This is a genomic window from Pseudomonas sp. 3MA1, from assembly GCF_029237275.1.
Lineage (GTDB): Bacteria > Pseudomonadota > Gammaproteobacteria > Pseudomonadales > Pseudomonadaceae > Aquipseudomonas > Aquipseudomonas fluorescens_AP.
Genome location: NZ_JAACFX010000006.1, coordinates 362,592 through 383,012 on the forward strand (window position 1 = coordinate 362,592; position 20,421 = coordinate 383,012).

The following is a 20,421-nucleotide window of genomic DNA, read 5'->3' on the forward strand; positions in this document are numbered from 1 at the left end:
TCGATAACGGGCCACCTAATGCCTTCTGCTGCCCGTCGGCCAGAGCCCTTTACAATCATTACTTTTGAGGAGCGCTCGCCAGCTTCAGGTTGGTGGCGATGTAAAACCCCTGCACCCTGCGTTTTTTCTCTTCGTGCTCACACAGCACCAGTGCGGAGTGGGGAAATGGCGCCGCCCCCAGTGTCGATTTGACCAGCATCCTTTTGCCCCCCGAGCGCAGGCGCACATATTGCCCGGGCTCGAAGGTGCTCATGGCCGCGTCTCGGCAGCGGCCAGTCGGGTCGGTTCCCCCCATGCGCCGCCGAGGGCGGTGTACAGGTTGACTTCGGCGATCAGCTGCGCCAATCGGTCGGTAATCAGCCCCTGCTGTGACGAAAACAACGAGCGTTGTGCGTCGAGGAACACCAGGTTGCTGTCCACGCCCTGGCGATAGCGGCGTTGAGCGAGGTTGTAATAGGTCTGGTCGGCCTGCACCAGATCGCGTTGGGCGTTCAGTTGGTCGTTGTAAGTCTGGCGTGCCGCCAGGCCGTTGGACACTTCCTGGAAGGCGGTCTGGATGGCTTTCTCGTACTGGGCCACGCCAATGTCTTTTTGCAGCTTGGCGTAGTCGAGGCTGGCGCGCAGGCTGCCGGCGTTGAAGATCGGCAGGTTGATCTGCGGCTGGAATGTCCAGCTGCCGGAGCCGCCCTTGAACAGGCTCGACAGTTGCGAACTGGACGCGCCGGCGTTGGCGGTCAGGCTGACACTGGGAAAGAACGCTGCGCGGGCCGCACCAATGTTGGCATTGGCGGATTTGAGCTGGTATTCGGCTTGCAGAATGTCGGGGCGGCGTTGCAGCAGGTCCGACGGCAGGCCGGCGGGCACCTGGGCGATCAGGTTGCTCGACAGCGGCAGGCTCGGCAGGGATTCTGGCAGTGCGGTGCCAACCAGCAACGTCAGGCTATTGCGGTCCTGGGCCACCAGTCGCTCATAGCGCGCAAGGTTGGCGCGGGCGTTTTCGACACTGGTTTGCGCCTGGGCGGCATCCAGCGATGACGCGGTACCCACCTGCAGGCTGCGGGTCGTCAGACGCAGGCTTTCCTCATAAGAGGCGAGGGTCTGGCGTGTCAGCGCGAGTAATTCCTGGTCGGCACGCCAGGTCAGGTACGCATTGGCCACGCTGGCGACCAGGCTCAGTTCGGCACTGCGCTGCGCTTGCTCGGTGGCCAGGTACGCCTGCATCGCCTGCTCGCTGAGGCTGCGGATGCGGCCAAAGAAATCCAGCTCATAGGCACTGATGCCCAGGTTCGCGGAGTACGTCGAAGTGATCGCCGCCTTACCGGTCTTGGTAATGCTCGCCGGCACCCGCTGGCGGGTGCCGCCTGCCGTCGCCGAGACCGCGGGGAACAGGTCGGCGCGCTGGATCTGGTACTGCGCGCGGTACGCCTCGACATTCAGCGCCGCCACACGCAGGTCGCGGTTCTCGGTGAGAGCGGTCTGGATCAACTGCCGCAAGGCGGGGTCATGGAACAACGTGCGCCAGCCCTGGCGGGCAACGTCTTCGCTGACGCTACCTGCAGCGGCAGCATAGGCTGGGCCTTGCGGGTATTGCGTGGTCACCGGAGCTGCCGGTTGCTGGTAGTCAGGGATCAGTGAGCACCCGCTCAGTGCCACTGCAACCGCCACCGCAGAGAAAGCAAACTTGTTCATTGGCCAGCCTCATGCAAAGGGAAAAACGGGTTGCAGCGCAGTAACCCGTTTCTTGAATGTCGTTAGGTGCCGACCGTCCACTTGGTCAATCCGTGTCGGCCGCTGACCCCAAGCTTTGCTGTCGCACGCTTGAGATAGGTTTCGATAGAGCTGTTCTTGAGACGTAATTTCTCGGCTATTTCCGGCACGGTTCCGCCGTTGAGCAAGCCGAGGCAAACTTCCTGTTCGCGGGTTGAGAGCGTGACATCGCACAGCGACAGACGTTTTTGAAACTCACGATGAATGTGCGACGGTTCGGTGTCGCTGAGCGGGGTCGCCATCCAGCTGCCCATTTTGCGCAACGCACTTTGGCGGCTGAACTGGGCATAGCTTTCAATCAATGGCAGCAAGGCTTCGGAGAGGTTTTTCAGCAGCGACAATTCACTCAAGGAAAAATCCTTCTGCGTATGGGACCGATACAGCGTCACCACGCAGCGCCGGCTGCCATCGCGCGATACCAGGGTGCATTCGTGCGCCGCAACGCGTGACACCTTGCCCGCTGCCCCTTTGGCTCGCGTATTCAGGCGGATCAGCAACGAGTCCTCCATCTCTTGCACTTCCTTGAGCAGGGGAGGGTTGGCAGTGGCGCTGTTCGCTTGTTGGACGGGGATGTCGGCGGGGTTGCCGGCCGTGCCCAGAGGCTTGATATCGATCAGGCTATTGTTTGACTTGTCCAGGGTCCACTCGCTGAGTGTCAACGCCGTGACCGGCAGGAGCTTGGCGATCAGCTTGAGCATATTGAGTGCGAAGTGATCCTGGTCGGTACTGGAAACCAATTCGCCGAGTACGAAATAGAAGTGCGGGCTGTCCGCAATTTGCATGCTGCTCGTCATTTCCATAGTCCAATCATCCTTGATGGCGCTGTTCTTTTAAGCGGTGGGTGAGCGATCAGAGCAGCCACCTTTTACTCCTGAGGGGTCCGGCTCGGGACCGTATTAGGCCCATTGATGCTGCGCCGGTCTGCAATGGAAAGAGGGGACATTCGCAGGGGCCATCCGCCTCGGTGGTGTGTATTTGTCTCGGTCCGCGTTTTGTACAGGCTTTCGGGGACAGCCGAATTTGTGCCAATCCGTACACTTGGCGGCGCCGGCAACAGGGCCGGTAGCAGCGGCCTTGTCTGGCGGGCCATGCGCGGTCTTGCGTGTATTTGAGGAGTTGGTCCATGAACAAAAAGCATGAGAAGCCGCCCAAGCCGGGCTCGGTCTTGCGCCTGCTTTGGCAAAATCATCCCTGGCTGGCGTTCTTTTCCCTGGTCACCGGCATCGTCAGTGGTGTGGCGGCGATCGCGGTGGTCAACGTGGTCAACCAGGCTATTTACGAGCAGGGCTCGCGCTTGCACCTGCTGTATTGGTTTATTGGCTTGAGCGTGGTGGCGCTGGCGTTTCGTAACGGCGCGACCTTGTTTCCCGCTTACGCCAACATGAAGCTGATGACGCGCCTGCGCATCGCGCTGTGCCAGAAAATCCTCTCGTCGCCCCTTGAAGAAGTCGATCGGCGCGGCCCACCCAATGTGCTGACACTGTTGACCACTGACATTCCGCAACTCAACGCCACCTTGTTGGTGATGCCGGTGATGCTGGTGGAAGCCACGGTATTCATGTTCGGCCTGGCCTACCTGGCCTACCTGTCATGGACGGTGTTTGCGTTGACGCTGGCGCTATTGGTGCTGGGCGCCATGTTGTATGTGTTTCTGTTCCTTGGCGGGGTGAAGTTCACTGGTCGTGTGCGTGATGAGTTCACCGCCTTCAACGAGCATACCCACGGTCTGGTCTTTGGCCTCAAGGAGCTCAAGCTCAACGGCATCCGTCGGCGCTGGTTTGGCCGTTCGGCGATCAAGGAATCGTCGACGCGGGTAGCGCGTTTCAACTTCATCGAGCACCTGTGGTACCTCGGTGCGGAAAACATGGGGCTGGTCACTCAGTCCTTGCTGATTGGCAGCCTGGTGTTTGCCTTGCCGCTGCTGGCCGTCACCGACAGCCAGGTGCTGACCGCCAGCGTCCTGACCGTGATGTACATCCTCGGGCCGCTGGGCCTGTTGATCAGCACCATGCCGGTGGTAGCGCAGGGCCGGATTGCGATCACCCGCCTGGCCGATTTCGGCTTCCTGATCAATGAGCACCATGCCGAGCAAGGCGAGCCGGAAACCAGCAATGTCCTGCGCCTTGAGCACAAAAAGCACTGGCGGGAAATCACCCTCAAAGGCGTGGTGATGAACTACCGCGGTGCCGACGCCGAGAGCGGCTTTGCCCTCGGGCCGGTTGACCTGACCATCAACAGCGGTGAGCTGATCTACATCATTGGTGGCAATGGCTGCGGCAAAAGTACCCTGGTCAAGGCATTGTGCGGGTTGTACGTGCCTCAGTCCGGGCAGATTCTGCTGGATGGCGTTGCCGTCACTGATGACAACCGCAGCGATTACCGCGATCTGTTTTCCGCAGTGTTCAGCGACTTTCATCTGTTCAACCGGTTGATTGGTCCGGAAGGCGAAGAGGTCAACCCGGACCTGGCGCAAAAGTACCTCGGCGCCCTGGGCTTGGCCGACAAGATCAAGATCGAAGGGTTGGGTTATTCCACGACCAAAGAGCTGTCCTACGGCCAACAAAAACGCCTGGCCCTGGTGTGTGCCTACATGGAAGACCGCCCGGTGTATGTGCTTGACGAGTGGGCGGCAGACCAGGATCCACCCTTCAAGCGCTTCTTCTATGAAGAGTTGCTGCCGGAACTCAAACGCCGCGGCAAGACCATTCTGATCATCACCCATGATGATCAATACTTCCAGTTGGCCGATCGTGTGATCAAGCTGTTGGATGGCCACATCGTCTCCGATGTAAGCCTCGTCGCCCAGGATCGCCGCGCCTGATTCAAGCGTTGGCGCAAGCCGTCTTTTTGCACGACACCGGTAGCCTTCAAGGCGATCGGTCTCGTGCTTTTTTTGCATCAAAAAAGCCATATTTATCAATTAAATAGCGGCGATTTTGCAAAATATTTCGATGCCCGACAATTGTCCGGGTTTCGGGTGACATACAGCCAAAAACGCGAATGCTTAAATTTGCCAATGCGCTCATTAGGTCGTGCTGTGGGTGGCTGTTTCGGCCGCGCAAGGCGTTGCTGCTCAGTCCCCCTGATGATGTTTTGAGTTGTCATTTTCAACAGTATTTTTTCGCCTCAACTTCCCTCGCTGCTGCGCTGTGACCCAGGTGGCACTGACAAAATTCTGAGAAGGCTTTTATGAACCGTTTTTCTGCAGTGGCCATGGGCGACCTTGTCGCGAAAAAACTCCTTTCCAACGTCGTTTTTGCCGCTGTTGCGCAGGAGATCGTATGAAGCCTCAAACCTTCCCGCTGACCGCCGCGCAAAAAGCCATCTGGCTCGACCAGATCAGCCAGGGCGATTCGCCGCTGTACAACATCGGCAACTACCTGGAGATCCAGGGGCCGATCGTCCCCGAAGTGATGCAGCGTGCCGTGCAATTGATGGTGGACAAGCACGATGCCCTGCGCCTCACCCTGGTTGAGGAGACGGACGCCGACGGTGTCCCGTTGCAGGCGTTCGTACCGGCGATCAAGGTCGAGGTGCCATTTCTGGATTTCTCCACGCAGGCCGATCCGGTCAGCACGGCCATGGCCTTCGTTGAAGAGCACATGGCGCGCTCATTCCCCATGACCGAGGCGCCGCTGTGCCGGTTTTTCCTGATCAAACTGGCCGACACCCATTACTGGTCGATCAACCAGGCCCACCACATCATCCTCGATGGCTGGGCTTTCGGTGAGATGCTGCAATCGCTTGGCGCGCTGTACAGTGACCTGCTCCAAGCGCGGCAACCGGATATGGACGCCACGTCTTACCTGGACTTCATCCACGACGACCTGCGCTACCGTGAGTCGGCGCGGTATGCCAAGGACCGCGACTACTGGCAGGCGAAATACCAGAGCCTGCCGGAGCCGTTGTTCACCGCGCGTCATCACAACCAATTCGCCAAGGGCAAGGCCCCGGGCCGGCATTACGCACGGCCGTTCCCGGTGGCTTTGCATGAGCGCATGGGGGAGCTGGCCAAAGACCTGCAGGCCTCGACCTACCATGTGCTGCTGGCTGCCATGTATGTCTATTTCACCCGCGTGACGCAGCGCGATGAATGGGTGGTGGGCCTGCCCTTGCTCAACCGCACGGGCAAGTTCAAAGGCACCGTTGGCATGTTTACCCAGGTCAGCGCGGTGCGCTTCAGCCTCGGTCGCGAGCTGACTTTTAGCGAAGTGATCTGTGCGGTGCGCGACGGGCTCAAGCAGGATTACCGGCATCAGCGTTTCCCCTTGAGTGGCTTGAACCTGCGCAATGAAGGCGGGCAGCTGTTCGATGTGACCTTGTCCTACGAACAGGACGATCATCTGTACCAGTTCGCGCAAGGGCTGGGCGACTCGGTCAAGGTCACCAACAGCCACGAGCAGATGCCCCTGGCTTTTCACCTGCGTGCAAGCAACCTGAAAGACAAGGCATGGGCCCATTACGTCTACAACGAAGCGTATTTCAATGCCGAGGAAATCCAATGCCTGGCGGAGCGCTTCACCTACGTGCTGGAGCAAGCACTGGACAATGCCGCGCTGGCGGTGAATGACTTCTCGCTGACCACCGAGCGCGATCGCGCGCTGTTGCAACACTGGAACGCCGGCTCCAGCACGCCGGCCAGCGATGCCACCCTGCATGGGTTGTTTGAAGCCCAGGCTGCCTCACGACCCGATGCCACCGCCGTGGTGTTCCACGAGCAGCGCTTGAGCTACGCCGAATTGAACCAGCGCGCGAACCGGGTGGCGCACCGTCTGCTAAGCCTGGGCGTGCGCCCGGATGACCGGGTGGCGATCTGCGTCGAGCGCGGCCTGGAAATGATCGTCGGGCTGCTGGGCATCCTCAAGGCCGGCGCCGGTTATGTACCGATCGACCCGGCGTATCCCCAGGAGCGCATCAGCTACACCTTGCAGGACAGCGCGCCGGCAGCGGTGCTGGTGCAGGCGGCGACCCAGGCGCTGGTGGCCGAACTGGCGGTGCCGGTGGTTGATCTGGACGCGCCGAGCCTGCACCAGGAATCGATACAGGATCCGCACGTAGAAGGCCTTACCGCGACCAGCCTGGCCTATGTGATTTACACCTCGGGCTCCACCGGTCTGCCCAAAGGCGTGATGATCGAACACGCCAACGTCACGCGGCTCTTCACCGCCACCGATGCCTGGTTCGGTTTCAACCCCGAGGACGTGTGGGCCTTGTTCCACTCGTTCGCCTTCGATTTCTCCGTGTGGGAAATCTGGGGTGCGCTGATTCACGGCGGCCAACTGCTGGTGGTGCCGCAAGTCACCAGCCGCTCGCCGGACGAATGCTACGCGCTGCTGTGCAGCGCGGGCGTCACCATCCTCAACCAGACGCCGAGCGCCTTTCGCTCGTTGATCGCCGCTCAAGGCCAGAGTGCGTTGAAGCACTCTCTGCGCCAGGTCATTTTTGGTGGCGAGGCCCTGGAACCGGCGATTCTCAAGCCCTGGTATGCGCGCATGGCCAACAGCGGCACGCAACTGGTGAACATGTACGGCATTACTGAAACCACCGTGCACGTGACCTACCGCGCATTGACAGCGGCGGATGCGCAATTGGTCGGTACCAGCCCGATCGGCGGGCGTATTCCGGACTTGCGCCTGTACGTCCTCGACGCCCAGGGCCGGCCGGTGCCACACGGTGTCGAAGGTGAGCTGTACGTGGGCGGCGCGGGCGTGGCCCGTGGCTACCTGAACCGCCCTGAACTCAACGCCGAGCGCTTTGTGCACGATCCCTTCGACCCCACGCCCGGTGCGCGCATGTACCGCACCGGCGACCTGGGGCGGTGGCAGGCGGACGGCAGCATCGACTACTTGGGGCGTAACGACGACCAGGTCAAGATCCGCGGTTTCCGTATTGAGCTGGGTGAAATCGAAGCCCGTCTCGCGGCCTGCGACGGCGTGCGTGAAGCGGTGGTGGTGGTACGTGAAGACGAGCCGGGAGATAAACGCCTGGTGGCCTATCTGATTGCCGCCGAGGGTGCCCAGCCTTCAGCCGCCGCGTTGCGCACGCAGTTGTTGGTGTCCCTGGCCGATTACATGGTGCCCAACGCCTTCGTAACGCTGGACAGCTTGCCGCTGACCACCAACGGCAAGCTGGATCGCAAGGCGTTGCCGGCGCCGGATGCCGAAGCGTTTGCACGGCGTGAATATCAGGCGCCGCAGGGGGCGCTGGAAACCACCCTGGCGGGGCTTTGGAGCGAGTTGCTCGGCGTCGAGCAGGTTGGTCGTCATGACCAGTTCTTCGAGCTGGGCGGCCACTCGCTGCTGGCGGTGAAGTTGATCGAGCGCATGCGCCAGGTCGGCCTTAACGCCGATGTGGGCGTGCTGTTCGGTCAGCCGACCCTGGTCGCACTGGCGGCCGCCGCCGGCAACCGGCATCAGCTGCAGCTGCCCGCCAATGCCATTGCCAGCGATTGCCAACGCATCACCCCGGACATGCTGCCGCTGGTCCGGCTGCCCCAGGCTCAAATCGACAGCCTGGTCGCCAGCATCCCCGGCGGTGTGGCCAACGTGCAGGATATCTACGCACTGGTGCCGTTGCAGGAAGGCATTCTGTTCCACCATCAGACCAGCACCGAGGGCGACCCCTATCTGCTGCAAGCGCTGCTGCGCATGGAGAGCCGCGAACGCCTGGTGGATTTCGTCGAAGCCCTGCAACAGGTGATCGCCCGTCACGACATACTGCGCACGTCAGTCGCCTGGCAAGGCCTGGACGAGCCGGTGCAAGTGGTCTGGCGTGAAGCCCGCCTGCCGGTGCAGGAGGTGCAGCTGGCGCCTTCGGCCGAAGATCTGGCCACACAGCTCATGCAACGCTTCAACCCGCGTCACACCCGCATGGACCTGACCCGCGCGCCAATGATGGCGTTGCATTTCGCCCAGGAACCGGGCGCCGAGGGCTGTGTGGCGGTGCTGCAGTTCCACCACCTGATCGACGATGCCACCTCGCTGGCGCTGCTCGGCGCGGAAATCGAAGCCTGCCTGCAGGGGCGTGCCGACCAGTTGGCGCCTTCGGTGCCTTACCGTAATTATGTGGCGCAGACCCGGCTGGGCATCAGCCAGGCCGCCCATGAAGCTTTTTTCCGCGAGATGCTCGGCGATGTCGATGAACCGAGCCTGCCGTTCGGGCTTCAGGACGTCCAGGGCGATGGTCAGGGTATCCAGCAGGCCAACTTGCCGGTGGCCGCGCAACTGGGCCAGCGCTTGCGCGCCCAGGCACGGCGCCTGGGGGTCAGCAACGCCAGCCTGCATCATTTGGCCTGGGGCCAGGTGGTGGGGCACTTGTCCGGGCGCCGCGACGTGGTGTTCGGCACGGTACTGATGGGCCGCTTGAGCAGTGGCGAAGACGCCGACCGTGCCTTTGGCATGTTCATCAACACCTTGCCGTTGCGCGTCGAGGCGGGCGCTCAGGGCGTGGAAGAGGCGCTGAAAACCACCCACGCGCGGCTGGCCGCCTTGCTCGGCCACGAACACGCGCCCTTGTCCCTGGCCCAGCGTTGCAGCGGTGTGGCCGCGCCTACACCGTTGTTCAGCGCCTTGCTCAACTACCGGCACGGGGCAGTCGGCGCGCAGTCGGCCGAAGACGCGGGCAAAGCCCTGAGGTGGGCGGGCGTGGAAATGCTCGGCGGTGAAGAACGCACCAACTTCCCGCTGATGCTGTCGGTGGACGACCTCGGCGACGCCTTTGGCCTGAGCGTGCAGGCGGTGGCGGGTGTCGACCCGCAGCGCGTGTGCGGTTACATGCACCGCGTGCTGGAAGCCATTGCCGACGCGCTTGAGCACCAGCCGGAGCAAACCCTGCAAAGCCTGGCGTTGTTGCCCGATGCCGAACGGCAGCACCTGCTGGGCGATTTCAACGCCTTCGATGTCCAGTATCCGGCCACGGCCACCGTGCATGCATTGTTCGAGGCCCAGGTGCTGCGCCAGCCTGACGCCACTGCGGTGACCTACGCAGGGCAAGCCTTGAGCTACGGCCAATTGAATACCCTGGCCAACCGCATTGCCCATCGCCTGGTGGCTGATGGCATCGGCGTGAATGATCGTGTGGCGATCTGCGCCGACCGCAGCCTGGAAATGGTCGCCGGGTTGCTGGCGATTCTCAAGGCGGGCGCGGGCTACGTACCGCTGGATCCGGCCTATCCGGACGAACGCCTGGCCTACATGCTCCACGACAGCGCGCCCAAGGCGCTCCTGACCCAGCAATCGTTGCTGCAGCGTTTCGGCGCGGCGGGTGTGCCGACCTTGTGTCTGGACCACCCGGCCGGCATCGCCGCACAACCTGCGCACAACCCGCAGGTGCATGGCCTGCAGGCTGAGGCCCTGGCGTACGTGATCTACACCTCCGGCTCCACCGGTCAGCCCAAGGGCGTGGCCATGCCCCATGGGCCGCTGGTCAACCTCATGCAGTGGCAGATCGCGCAGACCGTGGCCGATGGCCGCGAGGCTCAGCGCACGTTGCAGTTTGCGGCACTGGGTTTTGACGTGGCGTTCCAGGAAGTCTTCAGCACCCTGTGTGCCGGGGGTGAACTGTCGCTGATCCATGGTGATGTGCGGCTTAACTTCCGCCAGTTGTTCCGTCATATCTGCGAACAGCGCATCCAGCGCTTGTACCTGCCGTGCATCGCCTTGCAGGCGCTGGCAGAAGCGGTGGCCGATGAGCCGGAACTGGGCGCCCTGGCATGTGCACTGAGCGATGTCATCACCGCGGGTGAGCAGCTGCGCATCAGCGCGCAGATGCGTGCGTTGTTCCAGCACCTGCCGGGTTGCCGTCTGCACAACCACTATGGTCCGACCGAATCCCACGTGACCACGGCCCTGACCTTGGACGGCGATGCCGCCTCATGGCCAGTGCTGCCGTCCATTGGTGTGCCGGTGGCCAACACCCGCATTTACCTGTTGGATGAACAGCTGCAGCCTGTACCCCTGGGCGTGGCCGGCGAAATCTACATCGGCGGCGCCTGCGTGGCGCGCGGCTATTTGCACCGTGATGACCTCACGGCCGAGCGCTTCCTGGCCGACCCATTCGAGGCAGGCGGCCGCCTGTACAAAACCGGTGACCTGGGACGCTACCAGCCCAAGGGCGAGATTGATTACCTGGGCCGCAACGATGGCCAGATCAAGATCCGCGGCTTCCGCGTGGAGCTGGGCGAAATTGAAGCGCGCCTGGCCCAGTACGCCGGCATTCGCGATGCCGCGGTGCTGGTGCGTGAGGACAGCCCGGGCGACAAGCGCCTGGTTGCCTACTTTACCGCCGAGGCCGAACGCGCATTGCCGGGCATTGATGAGCTGCGTGCGCACCTGCAGGCACTGCTGCCCGACTATATGATCCCGGCCGCCTATGTGCAGATGGAGCGGTTGCCGCTATCGCCCAACGGCAAGCTGGACCGTCGCGCGTTGCCGGCGCCGCAGGCCGAGGCGTTTGCCAGCCGTGAATACGCGCCCCCTCAGGGCGCCACTGAAACGGCCCTGGCCGATCTCTGGGCCCAGGTGCTGGGCGTCGCCCGGGTGGGCCGCCATGACAACTTCTTCGAACTCGGTGGTCACTCCTTGCTGGCGGTCAAGCTGATCGAACGCATGCGCCAGTTGGGCATGAGCGCCGACGTGCGCGTGCTGTTCGGCCAGCCGACCCTGGCAGCGCTGGCGGCGGCAGTGGGCGGCGGCAGTGAAATCCAGGTGCCGGCCAACCGCATTCCGGCGGACTGCACCCAGCTGCGCGCCGACATGCTGACGCTGATCGATCTGAGCCAGGACGAGCTCGACCGAATTGTCGCGCGGGTGCCCGGTGGCGCGCGCAACGTGCAAGACATCTACCCGCTGGCGCCCTTGCAGCAGGGCATTCTCTACCACCACATCACCGCCGAGCAGGGCGACCCGTACTTGCTGCAAGCCACATTTACCCTGGCCAGTCGCGAGCAACTCGACACCTTTGCCCAGGCCCTGCAAGCGGTTGTCGCACGTCACGACATCACCCGCACTGCCTTGTTGTGGGAGGGCCTGGAACGCCCTGTGCAAGTGGTGCTGCGCCAGGCCGAACTGACGGTCGAGGAACTGCATTTCGATAGCACCCAAGGCAGTGTGCTGGAGCAGTTGCGCGGGCATTTCGACCCGCGCCTGACGCGTCTTGACCTGAGCCGCGCACCGCTGATGCATCTGGCCTTCGCCCATGATCAAGCCAATCAGCGCTGGCTGGCGCTGTTGTTGTTTCATCACATCGCCATGGACCACACGGCCCTGGATGTCATCAGCGAAGAAGTTCAGGCTTGGCGCAACGGCGACTTTGCGCAGCTAGGCGCAGCCATGCCGTACCGCAACTATGTGGCCCAGGCCCTGCTGGGCGTCAGCCAGGCGCAGCATGAAGGGTTCTTCCGCGAGATGCTGGGCGATGTTGACGAGCCAACGTTGCCGTTCGGTTTGCAAGAAGTGCAGGGCGATGGCCTGGGCGTCAAGGAAGCACGCCTGAACCTGGACCCGGACCTGTGCCGCCGCCTGCGGGCCCAGGCCCGTCACCTCGGCGTCAGCGCCGCCAGCCTGCACCACCTCGCCTGGGCCCGCGTGCTGGCCAGCGTCAGCGGACGGGACGATGTGGTGTTCGGCACGGTACTGCTGGGCCGCATGCAGAGCGGCGATGGCGCCGACCGCGCCCTGGGCCTGTTCATCAATACCTTGCCACTGCGCGTGGATGCCGGCGTAGCCGGTGTGCGTGAGGCGGTGCGCGCCACCCATGGGCGGCTGAGTGCCTTGCTCGGTCACGAGCACGCGCCGCTGGTGGTGGCGCAACGTTGCAGCGGTGTACCGGCGACGTCGCCGCTGTTCAGTTCGATCCTCAATTATCGCCATAGCCCGTTGCTGGAAAGCCAAGGACCGCAGTACTGGGCCGGCACCGAAGTGTTCGAAGTGCGTGAACGCACCAATTACCCGTGCATGCTCTCGGTGGATGACCAGGGCGAAGGCTTCCAGCTGGGCGTACAGGCCACGGGCGTGGACGCTGCCCGTGTGGCGGCCTACATGCAGACCGCCTTGCACAGCCTGGTCGAAGCACTGGAACACGCACCCAACACCGCCGTGCAGCAACTGCCGGTATTGCCGGCTGCCGAGCGCGAAACCCTGCTGGTGGCATTCAACGCCACCGCCCGCGATTACCCGCTGCAACAGACCTTGCACGGCCTGTTCGAAGCCCAGGTTGAACGCACCCCTGACGCGGTTGCGGTGTGGGCCGACGGCCAGCGCCTGAGCTACCGCGAGTTGAACGCCCAGGCCAACCGCCTGGCCCATCACCTGCGGGCGCACGGCGTGCAGCCGGATTCGCCGGTGGCGATCTGTGTCGAGCGCAGCGCCGAGATGGTGGTTGGCCTGCTGGCGATCCTCAAGGCCGGCGGCGCCTATGTGCCGCTGGACCCGGCCTATCCGCAGGAGCGCCTGGCCTACATGCTCGAAGACAGCGCCCCGGCTGTGCTGCTGGTGCAAACCGCCACCCGTGGCTTGCTGGGTGACATCGCGGTGCCGGTGGTGGATCTCGATCACGCCGGCTGGCAGCACCTGCCGTCAAGCAACCCGTCGGTGGCCGCGTTGACCCCGCAGCACTCGGCTTATGTGATCTACACCTCCGGTTCCACCGGCCAGCCCAAGGGCGTGATCAACGAACACCGCGCGGTGGTCAACCGCCTGCTGTGGATGCAGGAGGAGTACGGCCTCGGTGCCGACGACAGCGTGCTGCAGAAAACCCCGTTCAGTTTCGACGTGTCGGTGTGGGAGTTCTTCTGGCCGCTGTTCACCGGCGCGCGCCTGGTCATGGCGCGCCCGGGCGGGCACAAAGACCCGCAATACCTGTGCGACATCATCGAGGCCGAGCAGGTCACCACCTTGCACTTTGTGCCGTCGATGCTTGACGTGTTCCTGGCCCATGGCGATGTCAGCCAGGCGGCCGGGCTGGTGCGGGTGATGTGCAGCGGCGAGGCGCTGCCGGGCAGCGTGGTGCGCCGCTTCAAGCAGCAACTGCCGGGCAGCCAGCTGTTCAACCTGTATGGCCCGACCGAAGCGGCGGTGGACGTCACGGCCTGGGACTGCAGCGGTGCGCAGACCCCGGACAACACGCCGATCGGCAAGGCCATCGCCAACACCCGCATGTACGTGCTCGACGCGCACTTGCAGCCGGTACCGCTGGGCGTCAGCGGCGAGCTGTACATCGGTGGCGTGCAGGTCGCCCGTGGCTACCTGAACCGCCCGGAGCTGACCGCCGAGCGCTTCCTCAAAGACCCGTTCAGCGAGGGCCGGCTGTACCGCACCGGTGACGTCGGGCGTTTCCTGGCGGACGGCAACATCGAGTACCTGGGGCGTAACGACGATCAAGTCAAGATCCGTGGCTTGCGGATCGAACTGGGGGAAATCCAGGCGCGCCTGGGCGAATTCCCGCAGATCCTGGAGGCCACGGTGCTGGCCCGCGAGGACGTGCCGGGCGACAAACGCCTGGTGGCGTACTACACCGGCGTGCCGGCGGCCACTGACGAGCTGCGCGCCCATCTGCTGGAGCAACTGCCGGAGTTCATGGTGCCGCAGGTGTTCGTGCACCTGGAGGCGTTCCCGCTGAGCCCCAACGGCAAGCTGGACCGCAAGGCGCTGCCGGCCCCGGACATGGCCGCGCTGCGTAGCCGTGAATACGAAGCGCCGCAGGGTGACACGGAAATCGCCTTGGCCCGGCTCTGGGCCGAGCTGCTGAACGTGGAGCGGGTAGGGCGCCACGACAACTTCTTTGAACTGGGCGGCCATTCACTGCTGGCCGTCAGCCTGATCGGGCGCATGCGCCAGAAGGACCTGAATACCGACGTGCGGGCTTTGTTCGGCCAGCCGACGCTGGCTGCGCTCGCAGCCTCCTTGGGCAGTGCGCGAAGCAACGTGGTGGTGCCGGCGAACCGCATCGGCGTCGATTGCCAACGCATTACCCCCGACCTGGTGCCGCTGGTGGCGCTCGACCAACCGACCCTTGACCGCATCGTCGAGCAGGTGCCGGGTGGCGTGGCCAATGTGCAAGATATTTACCCGCTGGCCCCATTGCAGGCGGGCATCCTGTTCCATCACTTGCAGTCTGCCGAGGGTGATCCTTACGTGCTCCAGGCGATGATTGGCCTGAGCAGCCGCGAACGCCTGGAGGCCTTCAGCCAGGGCTTGCAACGGGTGATCGAGCGCCACGATGCCTTGCGCACCGCGGTGCTTTGGGACGGTTTCGCCGAGCCGCTGCAAGTGGTGCTGCGCGAAGCCCGATTGGTGGTGGAAACCTTGACGCTGGACCCGGCGCAGGGGGCCATCGAGGACCAGTTGCGGGCGCGTTTCGACACCCGTCATCACCGCCTCAACCTCAGTGAGGCGCCGCTGATCCGCATCGCTTGCGCTGCCGACCCGCAGAACGAGCGCTGGCTGGCGGTGCTGATGTTCCACCACATGATCATGGACCACACGGCACTGGAACTGCTGCGCCAGGAAGTGCAAGGCTACCTGCAAGGGCAGGCCACGCCGCTGGCCGCTGCACAGCCTTATCGCAACTACGTGGCCCAGGCCCGCCTGGGCGTCAGCGAGGCGGAGCATGAGGCATTCTTCCGCGATCTGCTGGGCGATATCAGCGAGCCGACGCTGCCGTTCGGCGTTCGCGACGTGCAGGGTAATGGCAGCCAACTGCGCGAGTCGGCCTTGGCGCTTGATGCCGAGCTGAGCCAGCGTCTGCGCCGCCAGGCCCGGCAACTGGGGGTGAGTGCGGCCAGCCTGTTCCACCTGGCGTGGGCACGGGTACTGGGCGCGGTGTGCAGCAGCGACAACGCCGTGTTCGGTACGGTGTTGCTCGGTCGTCTGCAGGGGGGCGAGGGGGCTGAACAGGCGCTGGGCCTGTTTATCAATACCTTGCCTCTGCGCGTCGACGTCGGCTCCGCGGGCGTGCGCGCTGCGGCGCAGGCGACCCATGGCCGTCTCACCGCGCTGCTCCGTCATGAACATGCGCCACTGGCACTGGCCCAGCGTTGCAGCGGGGTGGCGGCGCCACAGCCGCTGTTCAGCGCACTGCTCAACTACCGACACAGCGCCATTGCCGCGGTGCAACAGGATGAGCGGGCGTGGCAGGGCATCGAGTTCTTCGCCGCCCAGGAGCGTACCAACTACCCGCTGACCCTCAGCGTGGACGACCTGGGTGATGACTTCCGCCTGGTTGCCCTGGCCGTGGACGAGATCGGTGCCGAGCGCATTTGCGACTTTATGCACACGGCCCTGGCGAACCTGGTGGCAGCGCTGGAACACACGCCTCAGGTGGCGGTGAATCAGCTGTCGATCCTCTCGGCCCGCGAGCGCCAGCGGGTGCTGCTGGAGCTGAACGCCAGCGCCAGGGAATACCCGCTTGGCCAGACCATTCACGCGCTGTTTGAAGCCCGCGCCGTGCAGCAGCCCGAGGCCATTGCCGTGCGCCAGGGCGATGAGCAACTGACGTACCGTCAGCTCGACCGACGTGCCAACCAGTTGGCGCACGGCCTGCTCGAACACGGCGTGAGCCCGGACGATCGGGTCGCAATCTGCGCCCGTCGCAGCCTGGAAACCCTGGTGGGTCTGCTGGCGATCCTCAAGGCCGGCGCGGCTTATGTGCCTATCGACCCGGCCCACCCGCAGGAACGCATCTGTTACCTGTTGCAGGACAGTGCCCCGAAAGTGGTTCTGGCCCAGTCGGGCACCCGCGACTTGTTGGGCGACAGCGACCGGCCGGTGATCGCGCTGGACGGCGAGCAATGGCACCAGCAACCGATCGACAACCCGAGCGTGTCCGGTTTGACCCCGAGGAACCTGGCTTATGTGATCTACACCTCCGGCTCCACCGGTTTGCCCAAGGGCGTGATGGTTGAACATCGCACCCTGGAAAACCTGGTGAACTGGCACTGCGACGCGTTCGACCTGCACGCCGGCAGCCATACCTCCAGCGTCGCCGGTTTCGGCTTTGATGCGATGGCCTGGGAAATCTGGCCGGCCCTGTGCGTGGGCGCCACCCTGCACCTGCCACCGGCACAGCAGGCCCACGAGGACATTGATGCATTGCTCTCATGGTGGGCCGCGCAGCCGCTGGACGTCAGTTTCCTGCCGACGCCGGTGGCTGAATACGCGTTCAGCCAGCACCTTGAACACCCGACCCTGAAAACCCTGCTGATCGGCGGTGATCGTCTGCGTCACTTCAGCACGCCGCAGGGTTTTACCCTGGTCAACAACTACGGGCCGACCGAAGCCACGGTCGTGGCGACTTCCGGGCGGATAGACGCGGGCCGGACACTGCATATCGGCCGGCCGATCGCCAACACTCAGGTGTACGTGCTCGACGCACAACTCCAGCCGGTGCCGCTGGGCGTCGCCGGCGAACTCTATGTGGGCGGTGCCGGGGTGGCGCGCGGTTACCTCAACCGACCCCAGATGACCGCCGAGCGTTTTATCCAGGACCCCTTCAGCGCCGATCCGCAGGCGCGCCTGTATCGCACCGGTGACCTGGCCCGCTGGCTGGAAGACGGCACGCTCGACTACCTGGGGCGCAACGATGACCAGGTGAAAATTCGCGGTGTGCGCATCGAGCTGGGCGAGATCGAAACCTGCCTGGGCGAGCACCCGGATGTGCGCGAAGGCGTGGTTCTGGCCCGGGATGGCCGCCTCGTGGCGTACTTCACCGAGTACCGGGCGCTCGACCTCGACAGCCTGCGCGACTGGCTGCAAGCCCGGTTGCCGGAAGCCATGGTCCCGGCCGCCTATGTGCGGCTCGACAACCTGCCGTTGACGGCCAACGGCAAGCTCGACCGCAAGGCCTTGCCCGAGCCGGATCAATCGGCCGTGCCAAGCCAGGCGTATCAGGCGCCCGAAGGCGAGGTGGAAGTCGCCCTGGCTGCGCTGTGGTCCGAGGTGCTCAAGGTCGAGCGTATCGGTCGCCATGACAACTTCTTTGAACTGGGCGGGCACTCCCTGCTGGCCGTCAACCTGATCGGGCGCATGCGCCAGGCCGGGTTGCAAGCCGATGTGCGCAGCCTGTTCAGCCAACCGACACTGGCGGGCCTGGCGAAGGTGCTGGGCAGCGCCACTGAAGTACAGGTCCCGGCCAACCTGATCAGTGCTGACTGCACCCGGATCACTCCCGCTCATTTGCCGTTGGCGAACCTGGATCAGGCGAGCATCAACCGTATTGTCGCCAGCGTGCCGGGGGGCACGGCGAACGTGCAGGATATCTATGCGCTGGCGCCGTTGCAGGAAGGCATCCTTTATCACCACCTGAGTGCCGGGCAAGGCGACCCCTACCTGTTGCAGGCGCGTTTCAGCTTTGCCGACAAAGGCCGTCTGGACGCCTTCGCCCAAGCGTTGCAGGCGGTGGTGGACCGTCACGATATCCTGCGCACCAGCATCGTCTGGGAAGGTCTGGACACGCCGATGCAAGTGGTGTGGCGCAGCGCCAGACTGGCGGTGCGGGCCATTGCCCTGAATGTGGCCGACGGCGATGTGCTGAGCCAGTTGCACGAGCGCTTTGATGCCCGGCGCATGCGTCTGGATGTCAGCCAGGCGCCCCTGATGCAACTGGTTTACGCCGAAGACCCGGCGAACCAGCGGATCGCAGCGATCTTGCTGTTCCATCACCTGGCCCTGGACCACACGGCCATGGACGTGGTGCGCCACGAAGTACAGGCGAGCCTCTCGGGCAGCCGGCAAACCCTCGGCGAGCCGGTGCCCTATCGCAACTATGTGGCTCAGGCACGACTGGGTGTCAGCGAGCAGGCCCATGAAGAGTTCTTCCGCGCACAACTTGCCGATATCGACGCACCGACCTTGCCGTTCGGCCTGCAAGACGTACAGAGCGACGCCGACGGCATCGAAGAACGCTCGCTGGCGGTAGACGCCGCATTGGCCCTGCGCCTGCGGGCGCAGTCACGGCAACTGGGGGTCAGCGCCGCGAGCCTGTTCCATCTGGCGTGGGCGCAAGTGCTGGCGGCCGCCTCGGGCCAGGACTCGGTGGTCTTCGGCACCGTGCTGATGGGCCGCATGCAAGGCGGCGCGGGCAGCGAGCGTGCCCTGGGCATGTTCATCAACACCTTGCCGCTGCGTATCGACCTTGCCGGGCAAGGTGCGCGCGCCAGTGTGCGAGCCACTCACTCACGCTTGACCGCGTTGCTGGGGCATGAACACGCCTCACTGGCGCTGGCCCAGCGTTGCAGCGGGGTGGCGGCGCCCGCGCCGTTGTTCAGTGCGCTGCTCAACTACCGGCACAGCCAGCCAGCCGGCAGCGAAAGCCTGGAAGGCTGGCACGGTATCGAAGTGCTCGGCGGCGAGGAGCGCACCAACTATCCGCTGGCATTGAACGTTGATGAGTTGGGCGATGCTTTCAGCCTCAATGTGCTGACGCAGACGTCTGTGGGCGCGCAGCGTGTTTGCCGGTTCATGCACAACGCGCTGGAGCAACTGGTGCTGACGCTGGAGCAGGCCCCGGATGCGCCGCTAGACGGTTTGAGCATCCTGCCGACGGCAGAGCGTGATCAGGTGTTGCTGGCATTCAATGCCACCGCGACGGATTTCCCATCGACGCAGACCGTGCATGGCGTGTTTGAAGCGCAAGTGGTTGCGCGTGCGCACGCCGTGGCGGCGGTGCAGGGCGCGGTTTCACTGAGCTACGCACAACTGAACGCGCGGGCCAACAAACTGGCCCACCACTTGCTGAGCCTCGGCGCAGCGCCGGGTGACCGAATGGCAATTCTGCTGGAACGCTCCCTGGATTTGCTGGTGGCACAGTTGGCGATCAGCAAGTGCGCGGCGGTGTATGTGCCGCTGGATGTGAACGCTCCGGCAGATCGGCAAGCCTTCATGATTGAGGACAGCGGCGCGCGCTGGGTGTTGACCACTAGCGCAACCGAGGTGGCGGGCCAACGCCTTGACCTGGATACCCTTGATCTTGACAAGCAGCCGGAACACAACCCGGCCCTGGAACAGTCATCGGAAACCGCGGCCTACATCATGTACACCTCCGGCTCCACCGGCACGCCGAAGGGTGTACTGGTGCCACACCGGGCGATTACGCGGCTGGTGATCAACAACGGTTATGCCGAGTTCAACCAGCATGACCGCGTGGCCTTTGCCTCCAACCCGGCATTTGATGCCAGTACCCTCGACGTATGGGCGCCGTTGCTTAACGGCGGCGCGGTAGTGGTGGTTGATCAGGACACGCTGTTGTCCCGTGAGGCCTTCGCTGCCTTGCTGCAAGAGCAGTCGATCAGCGTGTTGTGGATGACCGCCGGTTTGTTCCATCAGTACGCCGAAGGTTTGCTGCCGGTATTCCCGCAACTGCGTTATCTGATTGTCGGCGGCGATGTGCTGGACCCGAGCGTGATTGCGCGCGTGCTCAAGGACGGCGCACCGCAGCACTTGCTGAACGGCTATGGCCCGACCGAAGCCACCACTTTCTCGACCACCTACGAAATTCAGCGCGTGGACGAGGGCAGCATCCCGATCGGCAAGCCGGTCGGCAACAGCCGCGCCTACGTGCTCGATGCCCGTCAGCAACCGGTGCCGGTGGGTGTTGCCGGCGAGCTGTACATCGGCGGGCAGGGCGTGGCGCTGGGTTACTTGAACCGTGCCGACCTTACGG

General features: G+C 63.9%; 5 protein-coding genes. 2 read left to right on the plus strand and 3 right to left on the minus strand.

The features are described from left to right. Window positions 1-58: 58 nt before the first annotated feature. The 3 genes from GWQ44_RS18895 to GWQ44_RS18905 all read right to left on the minus strand — a co-directional run bounded on the left by GWQ44_RS18895 (window position 59) and on the right by GWQ44_RS18905 (window position 2,567). Window positions 59-253: a hypothetical protein gene (locus tag GWQ44_RS18895; RefSeq protein WP_103739399.1), complete on the minus strand. Its 195-nt coding sequence runs from the start codon at window positions 251-253 to the stop codon at window positions 59-61. Beyond that, window positions 250-1,689 carry an efflux transporter outer membrane subunit gene (locus GWQ44_RS18900; protein WP_110725491.1) on the minus strand — a complete coding sequence of 480 codons (1,440 nt, stop codon included), beginning with the start codon at window positions 1,687-1,689 and terminating at the stop codon, window positions 250-252. The genes GWQ44_RS18895 and GWQ44_RS18900 overlap by 4 nt, the downstream gene beginning before the upstream one ends. Before the next feature lie 62 nt (window positions 1,690-1,751). Continuing rightward, the gene (locus tag GWQ44_RS18905; protein ID WP_275928033.1) at window positions 1,752-2,567 is read right to left on the minus strand and encodes a helix-turn-helix transcriptional regulator; all 816 of its coding nucleotides are present in this window, start codon (window positions 2,565-2,567) and stop codon (window positions 1,752-1,754) included. Window positions 2,568-2,890: 323 nt separating this feature from the next. On the opposite strand from GWQ44_RS18905, the gene GWQ44_RS18910 reads away from it, so the two are divergent. Together GWQ44_RS18910 and GWQ44_RS18915 are read left to right on the plus strand one after the other, a co-directional pair. Then, window positions 2,891-4,588 carry a cyclic peptide export ABC transporter gene (locus GWQ44_RS18910; RefSeq protein WP_047305262.1) on the plus strand — a complete coding sequence of 566 codons (1,698 nt, stop codon included), beginning with the start codon at window positions 2,891-2,893 and terminating at the stop codon, window positions 4,586-4,588. 460 nt (window positions 4,589-5,048) lie between these two features. Beyond that, window positions 5,049-20,421, plus strand: a 15,373-nt coding sequence (locus GWQ44_RS18915; RefSeq protein ID WP_275928034.1) for a non-ribosomal peptide synthetase, incomplete at its 3' end; no start/stop codon positions are given.

Excerpts from the sequence above, each read along its gene's own strand:
- GWQ44_RS18895 (WP_103739399.1), bottom strand. The coding sequence starts at position 253 with ATGAGCACCTTCGAGCCCGGGCAATATGTGCGCCTGCGCTCGGGGGGC.
- GWQ44_RS18900 (WP_110725491.1), bottom strand. The coding sequence starts at position 1,689 with ATGAACAAGTTTGCTTTCTCTGCGGTGGCGGTTGCAGTGGCACTGAGC.
- GWQ44_RS18905 (WP_275928033.1), bottom strand. The coding sequence starts at position 2,567 with ATGGAAATGACGAGCAGCATGCAAATTGCGGACAGCCCGCACTTCTAT.
- GWQ44_RS18910 (WP_047305262.1), top strand. The coding sequence starts at position 2,891 with ATGAACAAAAAGCATGAGAAGCCGCCCAAGCCGGGCTCGGTCTTGCGC.